General features: G+C 65.1%; 20 protein-coding genes. 14 read left to right on the top strand and 6 right to left on the bottom strand.

The genetic code is table 11. From position 1 onward, the window contains the following. Nucleotides 1–109: 109 nt before the first annotated feature. The 3 genes from NSE01_RS07420 to nusG all read left to right on the top strand — a co-directional run bounded on the left by NSE01_RS07420 (nt 110) and on the right by nusG (nt 2,259). A complete protein-coding gene (locus NSE01_RS07420; protein WP_147158970.1) occupies nt 110–1,156 on the top strand; it encodes an NAD(P)-dependent alcohol dehydrogenase in 1,047 nt (348 codons plus the stop codon). Nucleotides 1,157–1,478: 322 nt separating this feature from the next. Further along, nucleotides 1,479–1,673, top strand: coding sequence for a preprotein translocase subunit SecE (gene secE / locus NSE01_RS07425; RefSeq protein WP_147158971.1), 195 nt, complete (start codon nt 1,479–1,481; stop codon nt 1,671–1,673). A 49-nt stretch (nt 1,674–1,722) separates the two neighbouring features. After that, nucleotides 1,723–2,259, top strand: coding sequence for a transcription termination/antitermination protein NusG (nusG, locus tag NSE01_RS07430; RefSeq protein ID WP_147158972.1), 537 nt, complete (start codon nt 1,723–1,725; stop codon nt 2,257–2,259). Between the two features lie 130 nt (nt 2,260–2,389). On the opposite strand, the gene NSE01_RS07435 is transcribed toward nusG, so the two are convergent. Then, nucleotides 2,390–5,185 (bottom strand): DUF3857 domain-containing protein, encoded by a 2,796-nt coding sequence (locus NSE01_RS07435; protein WP_170233782.1) that lies wholly within the window; start codon nt 5,183–5,185, stop codon nt 2,390–2,392. A 280-nt stretch (nt 5,186–5,465) separates the two neighbouring features. On the opposite strand from NSE01_RS07435, the gene rplK reads away from it, so the two are divergent. Together rplK and rplA are read left to right on the top strand one after the other, a co-directional pair. Next, the gene (gene rplK / locus NSE01_RS07440; RefSeq protein ID WP_067906229.1) at nt 5,466–5,894 is read left to right on the top strand and encodes a 50S ribosomal protein L11; all 429 of its coding nucleotides are present in this window, start codon (nt 5,466–5,468) and stop codon (nt 5,892–5,894) included. Between the two features lie 4 nt (nt 5,895–5,898). Continuing rightward, nucleotides 5,899–6,597 (top strand): 50S ribosomal protein L1, encoded by a 699-nt coding sequence (gene rplA / locus NSE01_RS07445; RefSeq protein ID WP_147158974.1) that lies wholly within the window; start codon nt 5,899–5,901, stop codon nt 6,595–6,597. A 62-nt stretch (nt 6,598–6,659) separates the two neighbouring features. On the opposite strand, the gene NSE01_RS07450 is transcribed toward rplA, so the two are convergent. The 4 genes from NSE01_RS07450 to NSE01_RS07465 form a co-directional block, all read right to left on the bottom strand. Then, on the bottom strand, nt 6,660–7,613 hold the full coding sequence (locus tag NSE01_RS07450) for an NAD-dependent epimerase/dehydratase family protein (RefSeq protein WP_147158975.1): 954 nt from the start codon (nt 7,611–7,613) through the stop codon (nt 6,660–6,662). Further along, entirely contained in the window at nt 7,613–8,005 is a 393-nt protein-coding gene (locus NSE01_RS07455; protein WP_147158976.1) for a hypothetical protein, read from the bottom strand. Before NSE01_RS07455 ends, NSE01_RS07450 begins: the two co-directional genes overlap by 1 nt. A 158-nt stretch (nt 8,006–8,163) precedes the next feature. Then, nucleotides 8,164–8,925: a competence/damage-inducible protein A gene (locus NSE01_RS07460; protein WP_147158977.1), complete on the bottom strand. Its 762-nt coding sequence runs from the start codon at nt 8,923–8,925 to the stop codon at nt 8,164–8,166. A gap of 112 nt (nt 8,926–9,037) precedes the next feature. Next, nucleotides 9,038–10,564, bottom strand: coding sequence for a flavin-containing monooxygenase (locus tag NSE01_RS07465; RefSeq protein ID WP_147158978.1), 1,527 nt, complete (start codon nt 10,562–10,564; stop codon nt 9,038–9,040). A gap of 122 nt (nt 10,565–10,686) precedes the next feature. On the opposite strand from NSE01_RS07465, the gene NSE01_RS07470 reads away from it, so the two are divergent. Beyond that, complete coding sequence (locus tag NSE01_RS07470) at nt 10,687–11,670, top strand: magnesium and cobalt transport protein CorA (RefSeq protein ID WP_147158979.1); 984 nt, start codon at nt 10,687–10,689, stop codon at nt 11,668–11,670. On the opposite strand, the gene ung is transcribed toward NSE01_RS07470, so the two are convergent. Further along, nucleotides 11,667–12,356 (bottom strand): uracil-DNA glycosylase, encoded by a 690-nt coding sequence (gene ung, locus NSE01_RS07475; protein ID WP_147158980.1) that lies wholly within the window; start codon nt 12,354–12,356, stop codon nt 11,667–11,669. The genes NSE01_RS07470 and ung overlap by 4 nt on opposite strands. A 101-nt stretch (nt 12,357–12,457) precedes the next feature. Between ung and NSE01_RS07480 the strand changes: the two genes are divergently transcribed. The 8 genes from NSE01_RS07480 to NSE01_RS07515 all read left to right on the top strand — a co-directional run bounded on the left by NSE01_RS07480 (nt 12,458) and on the right by NSE01_RS07515 (nt 19,437). Then, the gene (locus NSE01_RS07480; protein WP_147158981.1) at nt 12,458–13,774 is read left to right on the top strand and encodes a UDP-glucose dehydrogenase family protein; all 1,317 of its coding nucleotides are present in this window, start codon (nt 12,458–12,460) and stop codon (nt 13,772–13,774) included. 62 nt (nt 13,775–13,836) lie between these two features. Beyond that, the gene (locus NSE01_RS07485; RefSeq protein WP_147158982.1) at nt 13,837–14,454 is read left to right on the top strand and encodes a ribonuclease D; all 618 of its coding nucleotides are present in this window, start codon (nt 13,837–13,839) and stop codon (nt 14,452–14,454) included. 36 nt (nt 14,455–14,490) lie between these two features. Further along, nucleotides 14,491–15,135 carry an LPS export ABC transporter periplasmic protein LptC gene (locus NSE01_RS07490; protein WP_147158983.1) on the top strand — a complete coding sequence of 215 codons (645 nt, stop codon included), beginning with the start codon at nt 14,491–14,493 and terminating at the stop codon, nt 15,133–15,135. After that, nucleotides 15,132–15,719 (top strand): LptA/OstA family protein, encoded by a 588-nt coding sequence (locus NSE01_RS07495; RefSeq protein ID WP_147158984.1) that lies wholly within the window; start codon nt 15,132–15,134, stop codon nt 15,717–15,719. The genes NSE01_RS07490 and NSE01_RS07495 overlap by 4 nt, the downstream gene beginning before the upstream one ends. A 453-nt stretch (nt 15,720–16,172) precedes the next feature. Next, nucleotides 16,173–17,216, top strand: coding sequence for a Gfo/Idh/MocA family protein (locus tag NSE01_RS07500; RefSeq protein WP_147158985.1), 1,044 nt, complete (start codon nt 16,173–16,175; stop codon nt 17,214–17,216). 47 nt (nt 17,217–17,263) lie between these two features. Continuing rightward, nucleotides 17,264–17,836: an SIS domain-containing protein gene (locus NSE01_RS07505; protein ID WP_147158986.1), complete on the top strand. Its 573-nt coding sequence runs from the start codon at nt 17,264–17,266 to the stop codon at nt 17,834–17,836. Nucleotides 17,837–17,845: 9 nt separating this feature from the next. Then, entirely contained in the window at nt 17,846–18,664 is an 819-nt protein-coding gene (locus tag NSE01_RS07510; RefSeq protein ID WP_147158987.1) for a hypothetical protein, read from the top strand. Beyond that, on the top strand, nt 18,661–19,437 hold the full coding sequence (locus tag NSE01_RS07515) for an inositol monophosphatase family protein (protein WP_147158988.1): 777 nt from the start codon (nt 18,661–18,663) through the stop codon (nt 19,435–19,437). Before NSE01_RS07510 ends, NSE01_RS07515 begins: the two co-directional genes overlap by 4 nt. Nucleotide 19,438 lies beyond the last annotated feature (1 nt).

The following is a 19,438-nucleotide window of genomic DNA, read 5'->3' on the forward strand; positions in this document are numbered from 1 at the left end:
GTTCCAACAGGAACGTCGCGCCGTTTCCCCACTTTCATGAGTTTGCTGCGGGCGGTGCCGGATGCCATGGTGCGCCGGCAAGCCATTCCTCCTGCCGAAAGCCTTTCCCATGACCGTCAAAGCCTATGCCGCAGAGGCCGCCGACAAGCCGCTCGGGCCCTATGCCATCGAGCGCCGCGAGGCGGGGCCCAGCGATGTGGTGATCGAGATCGCCTTCTGCGGCGTCTGCCATTCCGATCTTCACACCGTGCGCAGCGAATGGGGCGGCACGCTCTATCCCTGCGTGCCGGGGCACGAGATCGTCGGCACGGTCAGCGCGGTCGGCAGCGCCGTCACGCGATTCGCGCCCGGTGACACGGTCGGCGTCGGCTGCATCGTCGATAGCTGCCGCACGTGTTCCGCCTGTGGCGAGGGGCTTGAGCAGTTTTGCGCCAGCGGGATGACCGGCACCTACAATTCGCCCACTCCTGATGCGCCGGGGCACACGCTCGGCGGCTATTCCGAGCGAATCGTCGTCGATCAGGCCTATGTGCTGGCTATTCGCCACCCCAAGGAGCAGCTCGCCGCCGTCGCGCCGCTGCTGTGTGCCGGGATCACCACATGGTCGCCGCTGCGCCACTGGCAGGCAGGGCCGGGCAAGCGTGTCGGTGTCGTCGGGATTGGCGGACTCGGCCACATGGCGGTCAAGCTCGCCCGCGCGCTGGGCGCTGAGGTGACCGCGTTCACCACCAATCCGGCCAAGGAAGCGGCGATCCGCGATCTGGGCGCACACCACGTCGTCGTGTCCACCGACAAGGGGGCAATGAAGGCCGCGCGCGAGAGCCTCGATCTCATCATCAACACCGTCTCGCACAGTCACGATCTCGATCCCTACCTGCTGACGCTGAAGCGCAACGGCACGATGGTCATGGTCGGCGGGCCGGAAAAGCCGCACCCGATGCCCACGTTGTTCCACTTCCTCACGCGGCGCCGCAGCCTTGCCGGCTCGCTGATCGGTGGCATCGCGGAGACCCAGGAAATGCTCGATTTCTGCGCCGAACACGGCGTGGTCTCCGACATCGAACTGATTCGCATGGAAGAGATTGAGGGCGCCTACCAGCGCATGCTGAAGAGCGACGTACGCTATCGCTTCGTGATCGATACCAGCACGATCTGATTTGCAGTACCCGCGACCTACCCCAACCCCGCTCATGCTGAGCTTGTCGAAGCATCATGCGCGGCGCCAGTTCCAGCACCCCCTTCGGCTGGCTGCCTGCAGCAGCCGCTCAGGACGTGCTTCGACAAGCTCAGGGTGAGCGGGTCAGGTGAGGCGTGATTGTGCCGCTCTTGCCAAGTTCCCGCCCAGCGCTTAAATGCCGTGCTTCTTCCGACATCGGAAACTTCACCTGCCCCTCCCGGACCTGTCCGGGGCGGCGATGAGGCCTAGCCGGAAGCCGTGAAGGCGCCCCTCCCGGCGCAAGCGAGAGCAGGAATACGTGATGGCAAAGCTGAGCCCCGGTGAATTCATCAACCAGGTCCGCGCCGAAGCGCGCAAGGTGATCTGGCCGACTCGCGCCGAGACGACCTCGACCGCGATCTTCGTCGGCATCATGATGCTCATCCTCGCGGTGTTCTTCCTCGGCATCGATTCGATTTTCAGCCTGGTCGTGCGTTCGCTGCTGTCGCTTGCCTGATGCTTGGCGCCTGAACGCGCATTCCCCGATTTTCCCAAGGATTTAACCCATGGCCCGCTGGTACATCATTCACGCCTATTCCGGCTTCGAGAACAAGGTGAAGGAAGCCATCCTCGCCGAAGCCGAACGCATCGGCCTTTCGCAGCTGGTCGAGGCGGTCGAGGTGCCCACCGAAACCGTGACCGAAGTGAAGCGCGGCAAGAAGGTTCAGGTCGAGCGCAAGTTCATGCCGGGCTACGTGCTCGCCAAGCTGGCGATGAACGACGATATCTACCACCTCGTCAAGAACACGCCCAAGGTCACCGGCTTCCTCGGCAACAACAACAAGCCGCAGCCGATTTCCGACAAGGAGGCCGCCCGCTACTTCGGCGCGCGTGAAGCCGCTGCCGCCGAGCCGCGCAAGCAGGTACTGGTCGATTACGAGATCGGCGATTCGGTCAAGGTCAACGCCGGCCCGTTCGCCTCGTTCAACGGCACCGTGGAAGAGCTCGATTTCGAGAAGCAGCGCGTCAAGGTCGCCGTCTCGATCTTCGGCCGTGCAACGCCGGTCGAACTCAGCTTCGAGGAAGTCGAACTGGTCAAGTAAGGGGGCGGGGGCGTTCGCCCCTGCTACCACCGCCTCTTTACCGCGAGCGTAACGAACCGCGCCGCGTTGTGCTGCCCCTTGGCTGACTTCAAAGCGAAGCCAGCCATCTCGAACAAGGACGCCGCGGCTCTTACGGCTTGATCCCGTAATGCGCGTAGAAGTGCCCCACATCCGGGAACACCGTCTTCGCCGCCTTTGACAGCGCCGCCGCCTTGGCCTTGTCACCCATGCGGTCTGCCACGATGCCGGCCATGAACAGCGATGCCGTCTGCTCAGGCTCCGCCGCCAGCGCGGCTTCGTAGTCGGCCATGGCTTCCTTGAGGCGGCCGGCGCGGAAGTGCACCAGCGCGCGGCTGTCCATGTACATCGCTGGATCGGAATCGAGTTCGATCGCCTTGTTGCAATCGGTCAGCGCTGTATCGAGCGCGGTGTTGCGCAGGGCCAGATACCAGCAGCGCGCATTGCGCAGCTTGGCTGAGGAACCACGCTTCTCCAGCGCTTCGTCGAGCATGGAAAGAGCCTCGTCATGCCGGTCGGCCTGCTCGAGCCGGTCGATCTTCTCGAGGAAATTCGAAAGCCCGTCGTCAGTCGCGATGTCGAGATCGGTGGGCAGCAGGTCCATCCCTTCGTCTACCTTGCCCGCCTCGATCAGTTCGTAGGAGAGCGTGCTGCGCGCGTCCGCATTGCCCTGTTCGAGGTCATAGGCCGCCTGCGCGTCGGCCAGCGAACCAGCGCGGTTGCCCACCTTGCTGCGCAGGTCCGAACGCTTGAGGTAGCGGTCTGCCGAAGCGTCCAGCGCAATCGCACGGGTATAATCCGCTTCGGCGGCGGCCCAGTTGAACAGCGTGCGTTCGAACCACGCGCGGTCGGTCAGGCGGCTGGCGTCGTCGGGCTTGTCGGCAATGCGCGTGTCGAAGATCGCGCGGGCCTTGGCGAGTGCCGGGCTGCTCTTGCGCCGCGCCACGTCGTCCCACCACTTGGGATAGGCTGGATCGAGCGAGAGCCGGGCCGTGCGCTCCATCGCGTCGGAAATGGCCTTGGCGGTGCTGCTCGCCTTGTCGGGCGCGATTTCGGCGCCGCTCTCGCGCGAAACGATCTCTTCCGAGAGCGTGCCCCCGGCAAGCGCAAGACGGCGCTGCCATGTCGCGGCGGGGAGGTCGAGGCCGCCCGGATCGCCGCCGCTCAGCGTCACGCCCTTGCCCGCATCGGGCAGGATCCACGCTGTGCGCAGCCGCGCATGCCACGGATCGCTGATCAGCGCGGGGATGGCCCGCCACGCCGCCCGGTCACGCGGGGCGTCATAAGTCACCTTCAGGCCGGGCGGCACGGCCAGCGCATAGTGCCCGTCGCGGTATTTCCAGTTGGGGTAGGCGATGCCGTCGAAGTCCAGCGTCCACACCGCCGCATCGGCATCCCACGCAGAGCGAGCCTTGCCGACGAAGGTGTCACCAACCCAGTTGGTCGCGGCCTTTTCGGCAAAGCTAGTCAGCTTCTCGTCGTAGTTCGGACCCGGATCGACCTTGTAGGACGCGGCATAAGTGCCGTTGTAGCGCAGTGTCAGGTGGTAGGGCGTTGCAAGGTGCGGCCCGGCGGTCATGTCATAAGTGAGGTCCGCGTCGATATCGGGCCGTGCATGCGCGCGCAGCGGCAGCGCCAAGAGCGCCGGCTTGCTGCCCTCGATGCTGCCGCCCATCGGCAGCACGGTGCCATAGCGCGGCACGTCGCGGATATCGGCAAGGCGCGAGCCGAGCATCGTGCCGTCGAGCCAGAAGTCCTCCTCGCCCACCTTGGCGTGGACGAAGACATGGTCGAACGCCAGCGCGGCGGGCACCATGTCCGGCACCGCATCGCCGCGCTTGCTGCTGGCCATCACCGGTTCGGCCTTGATTCCCAGCCGGTCGAGCACCGCCAGCAGCAGCAGCGTCTTCGCCTTGCAATCGCCATAGCGCTTGGACCAGGTATCGGCGGGCGCTTGCGGCACGTAGTTGCCGTTGCCCATCGCGATCAGTTCATAGCGCACTTCGTCCTGCACCAACCGCAGCGCATCCGCCATGCGGCGCACCGGATCGGGCGAGCGCGCGGCAATCGCATCCACCCGCGCGGCAAGGTCCGAACCCGGCGCAATGGTGTCCTTCACCGCGTAAAGCGGCGCCATCACCTTGGCGACGGAGGCCCAGTCCGGGAAGGTGGTGAATTGAAGCAAGGGCAGCGCCGCGAACCGGCTCGGCGCGTTCTTCGCCGCATCGGGAAGCTTCGCCACCGGCAGCGAAACCACGATTTCGGTCCATGTCGCGTCAACCGGCTTCGGCGTGGGTGTCAGCCCCGGCGCAAGCGATTTTACCGTCAGCGGGTTGGCTGTCCTCCACACCAGCCTCGCGCGGCCAAAGCCGACCTTGAGCGGCGCCGGCAGCAGCACAAGCCCATCCTGCACATGGCCCGCCAGCGCGCTGTCGCGTTCGGAAATGGTGAATACCATCCGCAGCACATCGCCGACCCTGAGGCCTTCGATATGCTTCACGGCGGTGAGTTGGCCATCGACCATCAGCCGCTCGAGCCCTGCCTCGCGGCGGATCACGGTGATGCCTTCGCCTTTGCCGAGCGCGTCGATCACCTGATCGCCGCGGATGATCTCCAGCTTGTGCAAGGTGAGATCGCCGTGGTCGGGCTGCCACGGCAGTGTCACCGTGCCCATCTGCAACAGCGCCTCGGGGCTTGAGGCCTGGCGCATGGTATCGATGTAGACGGTGGTGGTGTCGCCATCGACCTGCACCTGCTCGTCGAAGCGCACCGCGCTTTCGGCCTTCAGAACAGGCGGTGCCGGTGCCACCCACGCAGGGACGGGCGCGACGAGGACTTTGTCTCCGGCATGGGCCGAGGTGCTGGCGAGCGTGGAAAGTACGGCTGCGCCGAATAGCGTTTTGTGCAAGTGAGGCCCCGGACAAGCGGTTGGACCCGCAAGGGATAACCGAACACCGCCAAAGCGCAACGACTGGTCGCACCGATTTGGCCGCGCAGCTCCGACAGGCGCGCGCCGGATGCGCCCCATTGCCAAACCCGCCTGTCCCCGCTATGCGCGCCGACTTCCGGTGGGGTGTCACCCCGCCTGATTCCGTGCGGGAGGATGCCCGGCTCTGTGGGCCAGCATCTGTCTGACCGCTCACTCTGCGGGGCTGAAATGGCTCCAACAGGACGAAAGGAGGCCAATCGTGGCCAAGAAAATTGATGGTTACATCAAGCTGCAGGTTGCAGCTGGTGAAGCGAAGCCCTCGCCGCCGATCGGGCCCGCGCTTGGTCAGCGCGGTGTCAACATCATGGGTTTCTGCAAGGAATTCAACGCCGCTACGCAGGAAGTTGAAAAGGGCACCCCGCTGCCCACGATCATCACGGTCTATTCGGACAAGTCGTTCACTTTCGTGACGAAGACCCCGCCGGCCACCTTCCTCATTAAGAAGGTCCTCGGTCTCAAGTCCGGCTCGAAGGAGCCCGGCAAGATCTCGGCAGGCAAGATCACTCGTGCCCAGCTCGCTGAAGTCGCCGCGCTCAAGATGAAGGATCTGAACGCCAACGACGAAGACGCGGCAATCAAGATCATCGAAGGCTCGGCGCGCGCCATGGGCCTGCAGGTGGAGGGCTGATCCGATGAAGATGACCAAGAACAAGAAGTCCCTCGCGGAAAAGCTGGGCGACAACCAGAAGCTCTATGGCGTTGATGAGGCGATCCAGCTCCTGAAGGATCTGAAGCGCACCAAGTTCGACGAATCGCTCGAGGTTGCGCTCAACCTCGGCGTCGATCCGCGCCACGCTGACCAGATGGTCCGCGGCATGGTCACGCTGCCCTCGGGCACCGGCAAGGACGTCAAGGTCGCCGTGTTCGCGCGCGGTGACAAGGCTGAAGCCGCTCTGGCCGCTGGTGCTGACAAGGTTGGCGCCGAAGACCTGCTTGAGGACATGCAGAACGGCAACCTCGACTACGGCCGCGTGATCGCGACGCCCGACATGATGGGCATCGTCGGCCGCCTCGGCAAGGTGCTGGGCCCCAAGGGCCTGATGCCGAACCCGAAGCTTGGCACCGTCACCCCGAACGTTGCTGATGCGGTCAAGGCGGCGAAGGCCGGCCAGATCGAATTCCGCGTCGAAAAGGCCGGCATCATCCACGGCGGCATCGGCAAGATGAGCTTCTCGAACGAGGCGCTGCGCGCCAACTTCGATGCGTTCGTCGATGCGATCATCAAGGCGAAACCCGCTGGCGCCAAGGGCAAGTATTTGCGCAAGGTTGGCCTCTCCTCGTCGATGGGCCCCGGCCTCAAGGTCGACGTGGCGGAAGTCCACGGCGGCTGATCGCCAGCTTTGCTGCGAACCCAAAAGGGCTGGGAGGGGAAACCTTCCCGGCCTTTTTCGAATCAGCGCCCTGCGACGAGCGGCGACGTGTAACCCGGGTCATGCGCGAAAGGCAGCGGTGCGCCGGTCCGCAGCGCGTCCAGCACCGCCGCGAAATCAGTCTGCGCCCGCCAGCCTAGTTCCCGCTCCGCAAGGCCTGCGTCGTAGACCCGGCCGAGGCTTGGCGGCAGTTGCCAGCCGCGTGCGGCGAACAGGGCTTCGGTTTCGGGGAAGCGCTCCCGGATCAAGGCTGCGGCATCCGACTTGAGCGCCGCCGCGTCCTGACGGGCGAACGGCGTCGGCGCGCTGGCAATATAGAGCCCGAAGCCGAGTTGCGGCGCCTTCTCCAGCGCCGTGATGTGCGCGGCGGCGGCATCTTCGACTGTCAACCGGCGGTGCAGCAGTTCGATCGCCTTGAGGTTCTCGCCCGACGGCTGCTTGTGCGTATCGTCATCCTCCGGAAAGAACCGCGAGGTTCGCAGCACCACCGATGCCAGCCCGTGTTCGGCGGCATAGAGCCGGCACAGCCCCTCCGCCGCCAGCTTGGTCACACCATAGATGTTGCGCGGCGCCAGCGGTCCGGTCTGCTCGTTTAGCCACACCGCCTCCGCGGCCTTTTCCTGTCTGATCGCTTCGCTGATCATCAGCGAGGTTGTCGAGGTCATCACGAAGCGGTCGTGCCCAGCCGCCTTCGCAGCCTCCAGCAGGTTGAGTGTGCCGGTGACGTTGACGTCGACAAAGGCCTGCACCGGATAGCGGGCGATGTCCGGTTTGTGGAGCGCCGCCGTGTGGATCACCGCATCGATGCCTAGGCCCATCGCGCGATCGACCACGCTGCGGTCGGCCACGCTGCCCAGCACATGCGTTTCCGGCCCCGGCGCGAGATCGAGCCCTGTCACGGTGTGGCCCGCCGCGCGGAGGGCTGGAGCGAGGAAGCGGCCAAGCCAGCCCGAGGAGCCGGTGAGGAGTATGCGCATCAGCCTGCCCCTTTCGCGAGATTGGCGCGGGTATAGCATTCCGCCACAAAGCTGATCCCGCGCCCATCGGGCAGGCGCAGCACGGCCTTGTGCGAGAGCACCGTTCCTGCAGGGCACTCCGCTGCGCGGCCCCGCCGGCTTTCAAGTCGCTCGCGGTGGAAGCCAAGCGGGCGCACTACCGTGCCGAAGGGCGTTTGCGTGGTTTCGAGCGTGGTGTTCATCGCCGGGGTCAGCCGCGCCGGCACATACCAGTTCTTCGCATCGGACAGCACCGCGCTGCCGCAGCGCAGCCGCACATGGCGGAAGGTGAGCGGTTCCTCCGCTGCCACACCAAGCGTCGCCCGAATGGCAGGAGAAGCCGTTTCCTGCTCGCCGCGGTTGCTCTCGGCCACGATTTGAGCCGGCGCGGCAATGCCCCGTGCCGCGCACCATTGCTGCAAGGCAGCCGTGGCGCTGTCATTTGCCGCGAGCGTCGCTTCGAAACGGGAGAGCGTCGGCGCGCAGGCCGCCAGCGCCAGCAGCGCAGCGGCCCCGGCAGTCGCGCGGATAGTCAGATGCCCCCCGGCACCGCCTCGCGGCCCAGCGCAGCGAGGCCATCGATCAGCACTTGTGCCACGGCATCGAGCACCGTCTGATCGGTCGAGCGAATGACAAAGTTCGCGCCCACGCGCCCCTCACGGAAGAACGGATAGCTGCCGATCTGGCACCCCTCGTGCGTCTTCTCGGTCTCGCGCAGCAGATCGGCGATCTCGCTTTCTGCCACCCAGCAGCCAACGGTGGCGGAAAGCAGCGGTGCGCCGCCTTCCAACGTTCCGGTGAGGCCATCGAGCATCTGCGCGGTGATTCCTGGTACGCCCGCCATCAAGAACACGTTGCCCACCTGGATCCCCGGCGCACCCGACAGTCGGTTGGGGATGAGGTCCGCGCCTTCAGGCACGCGCGCCATGCGCAGCCGCGCCGGATTGATGCCGCCGCGCGTTTCGTAATAGCGGGTGAGCATGGCTTCGGCCTCAGGGTGGATCACCACCGGCACGCCCAGCGCCTCGGCCACGGCGTCGACGGTGATATCATCATGCGTCGGCCCGATCCCGCCCGTCGTGAACAGGTAGTCGTTGCGCGCCCGCAGTGCATTCACCGCCTCGATGATCGCCGCCATGTCATCCGGCACCACGCGCACTTCGCGCAGGCGGATGCCTTGCACCCCCAGCCACGTCGCCACTTGCGCAATGTTCTTGTCGTGCGTGCGGCCAGAGAGGATCTCATCGCCCACGACAATCAGTGCGGCGGTCCAGATACGGGATGTGTCGGTCATGCGCAGAGCGATAGCGCAAACCGGATTGCGTGCAATGGGGCTTTGATGCGGCTGGAAAGGAAAGCCCCCGCCTCTCTAGAGGAGGGGGTTGGGAGTGTAGGTTTTCGCCGCCTCACTCCGCCGGTTCGACTACCTCGCCAGCCGTCGCCGCAACCGCGCCCGTTGCCTTGCCGAAGTGCATGATCCCGTCGTCGAGCGGGCTTTCCTTCATGTACTTGCGGTCCCAGACATAGTCCTGGTTGAGCCGCCACGGCATGTCCTTCGCATTCTTCGGCTGGATCGATAGCCCGCGCTGGATGTAGCCGGAGGATAGGTCGAGCGGGGTGTCAGGCGTCAGCGTGCTTTCGTCGGTCAGCACCGGCGTCGCAATGTCTGCGCCCACCTTCTTCATGTGGTTGAGCAGGCGGCAGACGTAATCGGCGTCGATATCCGCGCGCAGAGTCCATGATGCGTTGAGGTAGCCGAACACCTGCGCGAGGTTGGGCAGGTTCGAATACATGCAGCCCTTGTAGTACCAGCGCTCGTTCATCCGCACTGGCTGGCCGTCCATGCCGAGCGCGATCTTGCCCGCCATGGCGAGGGCAAGGCCGGTGGCGGTGACGATCACGTCGCAATCGAGCCGCTTGCCCGACTTGAGCTGGATGCCCTTGGCATCGATCCGCTCGATATGGTCGGTGACAATGTCCGCCTTGCCCGCGTTCATGGCGTGGAACAGGTCGCCATCGGGCACGAGGCACAGGCGCTGTTCCCACGGGTTGTAGGGCGGGGTGAACGTGGCCGGATCGTACTTGGGGCCGAGCGCTTCCTGCAGCTTCTTGGTCAGGAAGTCCTTGACCTTCTGCGGCTCGTTCCGCGCCCGCTTGAACACGATGCTCTGCATCGTGACGTTCTTGAAGCGCGTGATCTTGTAGGCGAGCTTCTCGGGCAGGAACTTGCGCAGCGTGTTGGCGATGGCGTCGCGCGCGGGGCGGATGGCGTACCATGTCGGCGTGCGCTGGAGCATCGTTACGTGCGCTGCCTGCTTCGCCATCGCCGGGACGATGGTGACGGCCGTCGCGCCCGAGCCGATCACGACAACGCGCTTGCCGCTGTAGTCGTAGTCTTCCGGCCAGAACTGCGGGTGGATGATCTTGCCGGCAAAGTCCTCGCGGCCGGGGATCGCGGGATCATAGGGCGTGTCGTAATCGTAGTAACCCGAGCCAAGGTAGAGGAACCGCGCCGTGGTGCGGCTGCGCTGGCCGTCCTCGGCCTCGGTGGTGATTACCCACCATGCGTTCGCGCTTTCCCAGTTGGCCGAGACGACCTTGGTCTCGAAGCGGATGTGCTGGCGGATGCCGCGCTCATCGACGATGCGGTTGAGATACTCGAGGATCGAGGGCCCATCGGCGATCGACTTTTCGTGCTTCCACGGCTCGAAGATGAAACCGAGCGTATGCATGTCGCTGTCAGAGCGGACGCCGGGGTAGCGGAACAGATCCCAGGTGCCGCCAAGTTGCGGGCGGCGTTCGAACAGGGCGTAGCTGCGGTCGGGGCAGATCATCTGCATGTGCGCGGCCATGCCGATGCCGGAGAGGCCTGCGCCGATGATCGCGACGTCGATGTCCGGCTGCCCGCTGCGGCGCGTGCCCTCGAAACCCATGGTGTTCTCCCGTGTTATTGACATGCATGATAGCAGTCGGGGCCATGATTGCCAGTCTGTTTCAATGGGCGATTAAACGCAGGTGATTGCGCTTTCGGGTGCGCCGCGACAGAAGGAAGGCCATGCCGATCATCGCCGCGCGCCGTTATACCGAGGGGAAGCCCGAACCGGCCGATCTCGCCCTCACCGGCGACCCGGTGATCGAAGAGGCCCTGCCGCGCGGCTGCTTCGACTGGATTGGGCTGTGCGATCCGACTGCGGAGGAAATGGCGCGCGTGGGACGCCAGTTCGGGCTTCATCCGCTGGCGATCGAGGACGCGCTGAACCCGCGCCAGTTGCCCAAGGTCGATCTCTACGGCCAGCAGCTCTTTGTCGTGGCGCGGACCGCGATGATGGATCCGGGCGGCGATACGATCACGTACGGGCAGACGTCGATGTTCCTCGGCGCGCGGTTCATCGTCACGGTGCGGATGGGTTCTGCGCGCGCGCACGCGGATCTGCGCCGCGCGCTTGAGGCCGATACCGAGCACCTCGCCGAGGGAGCGGACTATGTGCTCCACGCCGTGCTTGATTTCATTGTCGATGGCTATCTGCCTATCGCCGACCAGTTCGAGGAAGTAGCGCACGCCATCGAGGAAGCCGCGATCGACCAGTTCCCCGATCCGATAACGATCCGCCGCATCTTCCGCCTGCGCCGCGAACTGCGCCGCTTCGAGCGGATCATCGGGCCGATGGAGGAACTCACCTTGCGCCTTGCCGAGGCGGACCTGCCAGTGATCGATCCTTCGGCGCGGATCTGGTTCCGCGACGTGCTTGACCACGTACGCCGGGCGATGGCGCGGATGCAGAGCCTCAAGGAAACGCTCGCGGCCACGGTCGAGACGGCGGGGCTGCTCGAGCAGCACCGGCAGGGCGTGATTACCCGCCAGCTTGCGGCGTGGGCAGCGATCCTTGCGGTGCCAACTGCGATTGCCGGCATTTACGGGATGAACTTTGACAACATCCCCGAACTGCACTGGCGCTGGGGCTATCCGATGGTCTGGGGCCTGATCGCCATGATCTGCGGTGGGCTCTTGTGGCGGTTTCGGCGAATCGGCTGGCTTTAGGCCGGCAGGCGCCAATCGATCGCCGCGGCGTCCTGTTCCTCCAGCCACGCATTTGCCTTGCTGAAATGCCGGCAGCCGAGGAAGCCGCGGTGTGCAGAGAGCGGGCTGGGGTGCGGGGCTTCGAGGATGAGGTGCGGGCCGGCGCTGGCTTCGCGGATCAGCGGGGCCTTGGCGCGGGCATGGCTGCCCCAGAGCAAGTAGGCACACGGTGTAGAGCGCTCCGTCACCGCGCGGATCGCCGCATCGGTGAACAGTTCCCAGCCCTTGCCCTGGTGCGACCCGGCTTGACCCGCTTCGACCGTCAGCACGGTGTTGAGGAGCAGGACACCGCCTCGGGCCCAGCTTTCGAGATGGCCATGCGCGGGGCGGGGCAGGCCTAGGTCCGCTTCCTGCTCCTTGAAGATATTGAGCAGGCTGGGCGGCACAGGCACACCGGGGCGCACCGAAAAGGACAGGCCATGCGCCTGTCCGGGGCCGTGATAGGGATCCTGCCCGAGGATGACGACCCGCACAGCAGGCAGCGGCGTGAGCTCCAGCGCGGCAAGGCGAGTCCCTGCGGGCGGATAGATCGTTTTGCCCGCAGCCTCCTCCGCCTTGAGAAAGCCGCCGAGCGTGCGCAGCGGGCGGCTGGCAAGGACAGGTTCGAGCGCCGCGCGCCAGGTTTCCGGGATGGAGCTGCTTGTCATGAAGCCGCAGCGTTAGCCCTCCAGCGGCGCGGCGGGAATACCGTTTGCATGGGCACGGCGCGGATTGCTAACGGGCAAGGCCAAGTTTCGAGGATACGCGCATGAAGATCGCAATGGTGGGTTCGGGCTATGTCGGGCTCGTTTCCGGTGCCTGCTTTGCTGATTTCGGCCACGATGTCGTTTGCATCGACAAGGACGCCAGCAAGATCGAGCGCCTGCAGGTCGGGATCATGCCGATCTACGAGCCGGGACTGGCCGAACTCGTCGCGACCAACGTCCGCAGCGGGCGCATGTCGTTTTCGACCGATCTGGCGGCGTCCATCGCCGGGGCGCAGGCCATCTTCATTGCAGTGGGCACGCCTTCGCGGCGCGGCGATGGCCATGCAGACTTGTCCTACGTCTATGCCGTTGCCCATGAGATCGCCGACAATCTGACCAGCCCCGCCGTGATCGTGACCAAGTCGACCGTGCCGGTCGGCACGGGCGACGAGGTCGAGCGGATCATCCGTGAACGCGCGCCGAACGTGCAGTTTGCGGTGGTTTCCAATCCCGAATTCCTGCGCGAGGGCGCTGCGATTGGCGATTTCAAGCGCCCTGACCGCATTGTCCTCGGTGCCGAGGGGGAATGGGAGCGCGGCGTGATGAGCGAAGTCTATCGCCCACTGTTCCTGAACAAGGCGCCGCTCCTGTTTACCGGCCGTCGCAGCTCGGAACTCATCAAGTATGCGGCGAATGCATTCCTTGCGACCAAGATCACCTTCATCAACGAGATGGCGGACTTGTGCGAAAAGGTCGGTGCCAACGTGCAGGACGTGGCGCGGGGCATCGGGCTCGACAACCGCATCGGTTCAAAGTTCCTCCACGCCGGTCCTGGCTATGGCGGCAGCTGCTTCCCCAAGGACACGCTCGCCTTGCTCAAGACCGCCGAGGACTATGCAAGCCCGGTGCGAATCGTCGAGGCGGTCGTTCGCGTCAACGACAGCCGCAAGCGCGCCATGGGCCGCAAGGTTATCGACGCGATTGCGGAAGCCGGGGTCGGCGATGGGCGCGGCCAGCGGATCGCGCTGCTCGGGTTGACGTTCAAGCCCAACACCGACGACATGCGCGACGCGCCGTCGATCGCGATCGTGCAGGCTCTGCTCGACTCCGGCGCGCAGATCGTGGCTTATGATCCGGAAGGCATGGAAGCGGCAGCTCCGCTGATGCCCGAAGTGACCATGGCCAAGAATGCCTACGAAGCCGTGACCGGGGCGGATGCCGTCGTTCTCGTGACCGAATGGGACGCGTTCCGCGGCATCGATCTTGAGCGGGTCGGCCGGTTGGTGAACAACCGCGTGCTGGTCGATCTGCGCAACGTCTACAACCCGGACGAGGTTCGTGCCGCCGGATGGCACTATAGCAGCGTCGGACGGAAGTAATGCGCCCTACCTGACCCATTCCGCCGCTTGCCGCCATCGTCCCGAAGGCCTAAGCGGAACGGATGGCTGTTTACCTTCATGAAGAAGACCTGCCCGAGGGCGTGCTTGCGCCGGGTCCGGTTGCTGTCGATACCGAAACCATGGGGCTGATCACCCCGCGTGACCGGCTCTGCCTGCTGCAGATTTCGGACGGTCACGGCGATGAGCACCTCGTGCGGTTCGCGGCTGGTAGCGACTATGCCGCGCCCAATCTGCGGGCCGTGCTGGCCGATCCGGCGCGGCTCAAGCTCTATCACTTCGCCCGTTTCGATCTCGCCGCGATCCACTATTACCTCAAGGTGATGGCAGCGCCGGTGTTCTGCACCAAGATCGCCTCGAAGCTGGTGCGCACCTACACCGATCGCCATGGCCTGAAGGAACTGGTGCGCGAACTGCTCGGCAAGGAGATTTCCAAGCAGCAGCAATCGAGCGACTGGGGCGCGCCGACGCTAAGTGACGCGCAGCAGGAATACGCAGCATCGGACGTGCGCTATCTTCACGCCATGCACGCGATCTTTATCGAGCGCCTGGCACGCGAAGGCCGGACCGAGATCGCGCAGGCCTGCTTCGATTTCCTGCCGACACGCGCGCTGCTCGACATCGCCGGGTGGGCGGATCGCGATATCTTCAGCCACGAGTGAGCCCGGGCGCGTGACAATCACCCGGAACCTGGCTGCATGACGGTCAAGGCCGACGATCTGCGCGGGCGGCGGCAGCGCTTTGCGGCGCCAGGCGGCTTCCACGATCGCATGGTGCGGCTGATCGCGGTGGGCATGCCCTCGCTGATCGGCGCGCTCCTCGCGGTTCTGGTGATCGCGCCGTTTTCGCCGCGCGGTGACATCAGTTTCCTGCTCGACCGCAACAAGGTGGCGATGGTGAGCGACCGGCTGCGCGTGGTGAGCGCGCTGTACCGCGGGCAGGACGATGCGGGGCGGAATTTCTCGGTCACTGCGGGCAGCGCGGTGCAGCATTCCGAAACGCGCGACGAAGTGGAGATGCGCGACATCACCGCGCGCGTCATGCTGAACGACGGGCCAGCCAGCCTGACGACCGGTGCGGGCCTGTACGACTTCGCCAAGCAGAAGATCGACGTGCCGACGCCGGTCAACTTCGAGACGTCCGACGGCTACCGAATGGTCACCGACGGTGCCGATATCGATATCGGCAAACGCCTTCTGGTCAGTCAGGGCCGGGCCGAGGGGCGCATTCCGGCTGGCACTTTCTCCGCCGACAGGATAAGCGCCGATCTCGAAGCGCGGACGATCACACTTGATGGCCACGCTCGCCTGACGATGGAACCCGGCAAGTTGAAGATGCCATGACCACGCTGCTTGAAGCTCTGAAAGCCAGCCGCCCGCTGCGTTCATTCGCGATCGGTTTTGCTGCATCTGCCGCGCTTGTCGCGGGCGCTCAGCATCTGGCTGCGCAGGCGATTGCGGCGCACAACAGCAAGGCGCCGGTCAACTATGCTGCAGACCGGATCGAGTTGCAGGACAAGCAAAACCGCGTCGTGCTTTCCGGCAACGTCGACATCACTCAGGCCGATCTGACGATGCGCGCCGCGCGTACGACGGTGGCCTACACGGACGCCGGCTCGCTGCAGATCCAGCGAATCGACGCGACCGGCGGCGTCATCGTGACGCGCGGCAACGAGCGTGCGAGCGGCGATGTCGCGGTCTATGATTTCGACCGCAAGATCATTACGATGGCCGGAAATGTGGCACTGCGTCGCGGCACGGACACGCTCAACGGCGGGCGGCTGGTGATCGATCTCAACACGGGCATCTCGAACATCGATGGCCGTTCGTCCGGCGGTGCGCTGTCTCCCTCTGGGACAGGCGGCGAGCCGGGCGCCACGCGCAGCGGCGGCCGGGTCAGCGGAAGCTTTTCGGTTCCAAAAAACTGAATTTGCACAGCGTTTAGATAGCGGCCGGTCGGCTGGGCATGGGCGCTTCCGACCCTGTCAATTGGCATCCATTACCTAAGTAGAGTTAGTTCCATTTTGCTTGCCATTGTGCAATGCAATATGCCACAAGACATATATCGGGCTGGTTCCGTGCTGCAGTTACCCGGCGACGGCGGACTGCGATCTGGGTGGAGATCGAAGCTATGGCCTTCAGGCAAAGTCGGCGAGTTCCCGCCCCAAATCGCAGTCTCGGCGACTGACGCCTGAGGTAGGCGTTCCAGGGGGTGGAGATCCGTGCATTCGTCATGATTTTGCAAAATCTTCCGGCGCATGTCGCACTGCGTCCGCAGGGATGCTCCCCGGCACTGCCACACGAAATGCGCCGCAGATTGGCGCGCGCGACTGGTTCTCTTGCGTGATGCGCGAGGGGCGGATTTTTCGGAGTAGTTTCGCATGATCAAGGTTGGAATCATCGGGTACGGCAAGATGGGTCGGCTGCGGCACGACCGGATCGAGGCCTCCGGACGCGGCGTTGTTGTTGCGGTCCACGATCCCTTCGCCCAGCCGACCGACCTGCCCGACAGCATCAGGCTTTATGACGACTGGGAAGAGCTCGTTGCCGATCCCGAGATCGATGTCGTCTTCATCGCCACCGCCAACGTTTACAACAAGCCGGTCACCATCGCGGCGATGCGTGCCGGCAAGGCCGTGTTCTGCGAGAAGCCGCCGGCACTCACCGGGCAGGACGTGCGCGATATCCGCGACGTCGAACGCCAGACCAAGGCCAAGCTGATGTATGGCTTCAACCACCGTCATCACGGCGCGGTGAAGCACATGCGCGGGTTGGTCGACAGCGGCCAATATGGCCGTGTGCTGTGGATGCGTGGCCGCTACGGCAAGTCGGTCGATTCCGACTTCCTCAAGGGTTGGCGCGCGGACAAGGGCCTTTCGGGCGGCGGCATCCTGATCGATCAGGGCATCCACATGCTCGACTTGTTCCTCCACCTCGGCGGCGGGTTCGACGAAGTGCAGGCGATGGTCTCCAGCGTCTATTGGCATCAGCCCGGCATCGAGGACAACGTCTTCGCGCAGATGCGCAACAAGAAGACCGGCCTCGTCGCCTCGCTCCATTCGACGATGACCCAGTGGCGCCACCTGTTCAGTCTCGAAGTGTTCATGGAGCGGGGCTACATGGTCCTCAACGGGCTCAAGACCTCGAGCAACTCCTATGGTCAGGAGGAGCTGGTCGTCGCGACCAACCGCTCGAAGGCCCCGGCAGCGCACTGGGAAGACGAGGAGCGCTTCGTCTACGAGATCGATACCTCGTGGGATGAGGAAATGCGCATTTTCTTTGATGCCGTGGAGAAGGGCCTGCCGATCACGGCGGGCAGCTCCGCCCATGCGCTCGAAGTGATGGAACTGATTGACCGCATCTACGAGAACGAGCGCCTCGATTCCGAGCTGCTCTATACCGACCTCAACGCCAAGCTGGCCTGATTCGCGGCTCTGCCGCATTGCGCCGAATACCGGAAGGAGTGACCACCATGAGCAAAGAGTTCCTTGACGCCTATTTCGAGGACTATCGTCGGCTTGCCTTCCCGGCTGAGGTCTACCCGCTGATCGAGCAGTACCGCGATCTCGCCGGGCGCGTGCGCGATGCCGGCGGCAAGCAGATGTTCGCGGGCAACGGCGCCAGCGCCTCGGCCGCCGAGCACGGTGCGGTTGACTTTACCAAGCAGGGCAAGGTCCGTTCGATGACCTTCCATGATCCCAACCTGATCACCTGCTTCGCCAACGATTTCGGCTACGACCACTGGATGGCCAAGGCGATCGAGCATCACTGCAAGCCCGAAGACGCCGTCGTGCTGATTTCGGTTTCCGGAACCTCGCCGTCGGTGGTCAACGCCGCTCGCTTTGCCCGCGATGCCGGCCTGCCGGTGGTGAGCTTTACCGGCCGCGATCCCAACAACCCGCTCAAGCAGCTCTCGGACCTCGCGTTCCACGTGCCGAGCGATGCCTACAACCTCGTCGAGTGCGTGCACTGCATCTGGATCACGGCGACGATCGACCTGATGATCGGCAGCCCGGTCTACGAAACGCGCGCCTACGAACTCTGATCCAAGGGAATGACCGGAAACACTGCGCGCGTGACGCCAGGGGATCTCCTTGCCCTGCGGGCCGGGCGCGCGCGCCGCGTGCTTGGCCCCGCCGAACTGCCGACTGACCCGGCTGCCGCCTACACGCTGGCAGCCGAGACAGTCGCAGGGGCGGGGCGGCCCGTGGCCGCGTGGAAGCTCGGCGCCACCACGGCGGGCACGCGCGCAACGTTTGCGACCGATACGATCTATTTCGGCGCCTTGTACGGCGAGGAAATCTGGGTCGCGGGGGAGAGCCCGGCACACATGCCCCCCCCGGTGTTCCGGGCCGAGGCGGAAATCGCTTTCCGGCTCGCCATCGATATTGCCGCCGCCGATGCAGTCCGGATCGCTGCGAACACGCCGTCCGAGGCGCTGTTCGATGCGTGGACCCCTGCGCTGGAGGCGCCTTATTCCTGCATCATCAACATTCCGGAAGCAGGGTTGACGGCACTCCTGTCAGACCGCTGCGCGGCTGGCGCGCTGTTTCTCGGCGCGCCGCGACCCGACGTGCGGGACCCTGACATCGACAGCGAGATCGCGATCCTGATCGATGGCGCGGTGGCCGCAGCGGCAACCGCTTCCAAGGCGCTGCTGATGAGCCCGAGCGAAGCGGCGCGCGGGTTCATCATCGAAGCTGGACGCCAGGGCGTTTCGCTCGGGCGCGGGCAGTGGATTTCGACCGGCGGCATCACACCCTGCATCGACCTGCCGAGCGACGGCACGCCGATCAGCCTGTCCTTCACGGGCGAGACGGTCTTTACACTCGACCTTCTGCCGGTGCCGCCAGAGGCAGGTAAGCCCGCATGAACCCGACCCTTGCCCGTCTGACCGCGCATGTCGCGGAAGCCGCCGCCATGGCATCGGGCGCGCGTCCGCAGGCCATCGAGCAGAAGAGCCTGCACGATTTCGTGACCGACATGGATCGGCGGCTCGAAGATCACCTGCGCGGTGTGCTTGAGCCGCTGTTCGGCGTTCCCGTACTGGGCGAGGAAAGCATCGCCGAGGATGAGATCCTGCCCCCGCGCGCGGTGGTGGTCGATCCGCTCGACGGAACCAGCAACTGGATCGCGGGCCTTCCATTCGCGGCCGTGTCGGTCGCCTATATCGAGAATGGTGAGAGCCTGCTGGGGGCAGTCGTCGCCATCGGTTCGGGCACTGTCTATGCCGCCGAAGCCGGGAAGGGCGCATGGCGCGACGGAGAGCGGCTCGCGCTGGCGGGCACGGCGCCGCAGTCGCTGATGGGGCTCTCCACCGGGTTGCTCGATGTGCTTGATGGCAGCGACGGCTTCCGGGCCATGCGCCGCTTCGGCAAGCTGCGCAATTTCGGGTCGCAGGCCCTGCAGCTTTGCGCGGTGGCGCAAGGCGCGCTCGCGCTCAATGCCTCGATCGAGGCGCGCCTGTGGGATGACGCCGCTGGCCGCCTGATCGCGAGCGAGGCGGGGGCGGTCTACCGCGCGATGGTCGACGGTGCCGATGCTGCCCGCCCGGCCGCCAAGCAGCGCTGCCTTGCCGTGCATCCCGCAATCGCGGATGAAGTCGCCGCGATCCTCACACCTTTCCTACGATCCAGCCGGAGCTAAC

It is taken from the genome of Novosphingobium sediminis, assembly GCF_007991615.1.
GTDB classification, from domain to species: domain Bacteria; phylum Pseudomonadota; class Alphaproteobacteria; order Sphingomonadales; family Sphingomonadaceae; genus Novosphingobium; species Novosphingobium sediminis.

What these genes read in the sequence shown, in the direction of transcription:
- NSE01_RS07500 (WP_147158985.1), top strand. Translation starts at nt 16,173, where the DNA reads ATGATCAAGGTTGGAATCATCGGGTACGGCAAGATGGGTCGGCTGCGG.
- NSE01_RS07510 (WP_147158987.1), top strand. Translation starts at nt 17,846, where the DNA reads ATGACCGGAAACACTGCGCGCGTGACGCCAGGGGATCTCCTTGCCCTG.
- ung (WP_147158980.1), bottom strand. Translation starts at nt 12,356, where the DNA reads ATGACAAGCAGCTCCATCCCGGAAACCTGGCGCGCGGCGCTCGAACCT.
- NSE01_RS07470 (WP_147158979.1), top strand. Translation starts at nt 10,687, where the DNA reads ATGCCGATCATCGCCGCGCGCCGTTATACCGAGGGGAAGCCCGAACCG.
- NSE01_RS07450 (WP_147158975.1), bottom strand. Translation starts at nt 7,613, where the DNA reads ATGCGCATACTCCTCACCGGCTCCTCGGGCTGGCTTGGCCGCTTCCTC.
- NSE01_RS07420 (WP_147158970.1), top strand. Translation starts at nt 110, where the DNA reads ATGACCGTCAAAGCCTATGCCGCAGAGGCCGCCGACAAGCCGCTCGGG.
- NSE01_RS07465 (WP_147158978.1), bottom strand. Translation starts at nt 10,564, where the DNA reads ATGGGTTTCGAGGGCACGCGCCGCAGCGGGCAGCCGGACATCGACGTC.
- NSE01_RS07495 (WP_147158984.1), top strand. Translation starts at nt 15,132, where the DNA reads ATGACCACGCTGCTTGAAGCTCTGAAAGCCAGCCGCCCGCTGCGTTCA.
- NSE01_RS07490 (WP_147158983.1), top strand. Translation starts at nt 14,491, where the DNA reads ATGACGGTCAAGGCCGACGATCTGCGCGGGCGGCGGCAGCGCTTTGCG.
- NSE01_RS07460 (WP_147158977.1), bottom strand. Translation starts at nt 8,925, where the DNA reads ATGACCGACACATCCCGTATCTGGACCGCCGCACTGATTGTCGTGGGC.
- NSE01_RS07505 (WP_147158986.1), top strand. Translation starts at nt 17,264, where the DNA reads ATGAGCAAAGAGTTCCTTGACGCCTATTTCGAGGACTATCGTCGGCTT.
- rplA (WP_147158974.1), top strand. Translation starts at nt 5,899, where the DNA reads ATGAAGATGACCAAGAACAAGAAGTCCCTCGCGGAAAAGCTGGGCGAC.
- NSE01_RS07515 (WP_147158988.1), top strand. Translation starts at nt 18,661, where the DNA reads ATGAACCCGACCCTTGCCCGTCTGACCGCGCATGTCGCGGAAGCCGCC.
- nusG (WP_147158972.1), top strand. Translation starts at nt 1,723, where the DNA reads ATGGCCCGCTGGTACATCATTCACGCCTATTCCGGCTTCGAGAACAAG.
- NSE01_RS07485 (WP_147158982.1), top strand. Translation starts at nt 13,837, where the DNA reads ATGGCTGTTTACCTTCATGAAGAAGACCTGCCCGAGGGCGTGCTTGCG.
- secE (WP_147158971.1), top strand. Translation starts at nt 1,479, where the DNA reads ATGGCAAAGCTGAGCCCCGGTGAATTCATCAACCAGGTCCGCGCCGAA.
- NSE01_RS07480 (WP_147158981.1), top strand. Translation starts at nt 12,458, where the DNA reads ATGAAGATCGCAATGGTGGGTTCGGGCTATGTCGGGCTCGTTTCCGGT.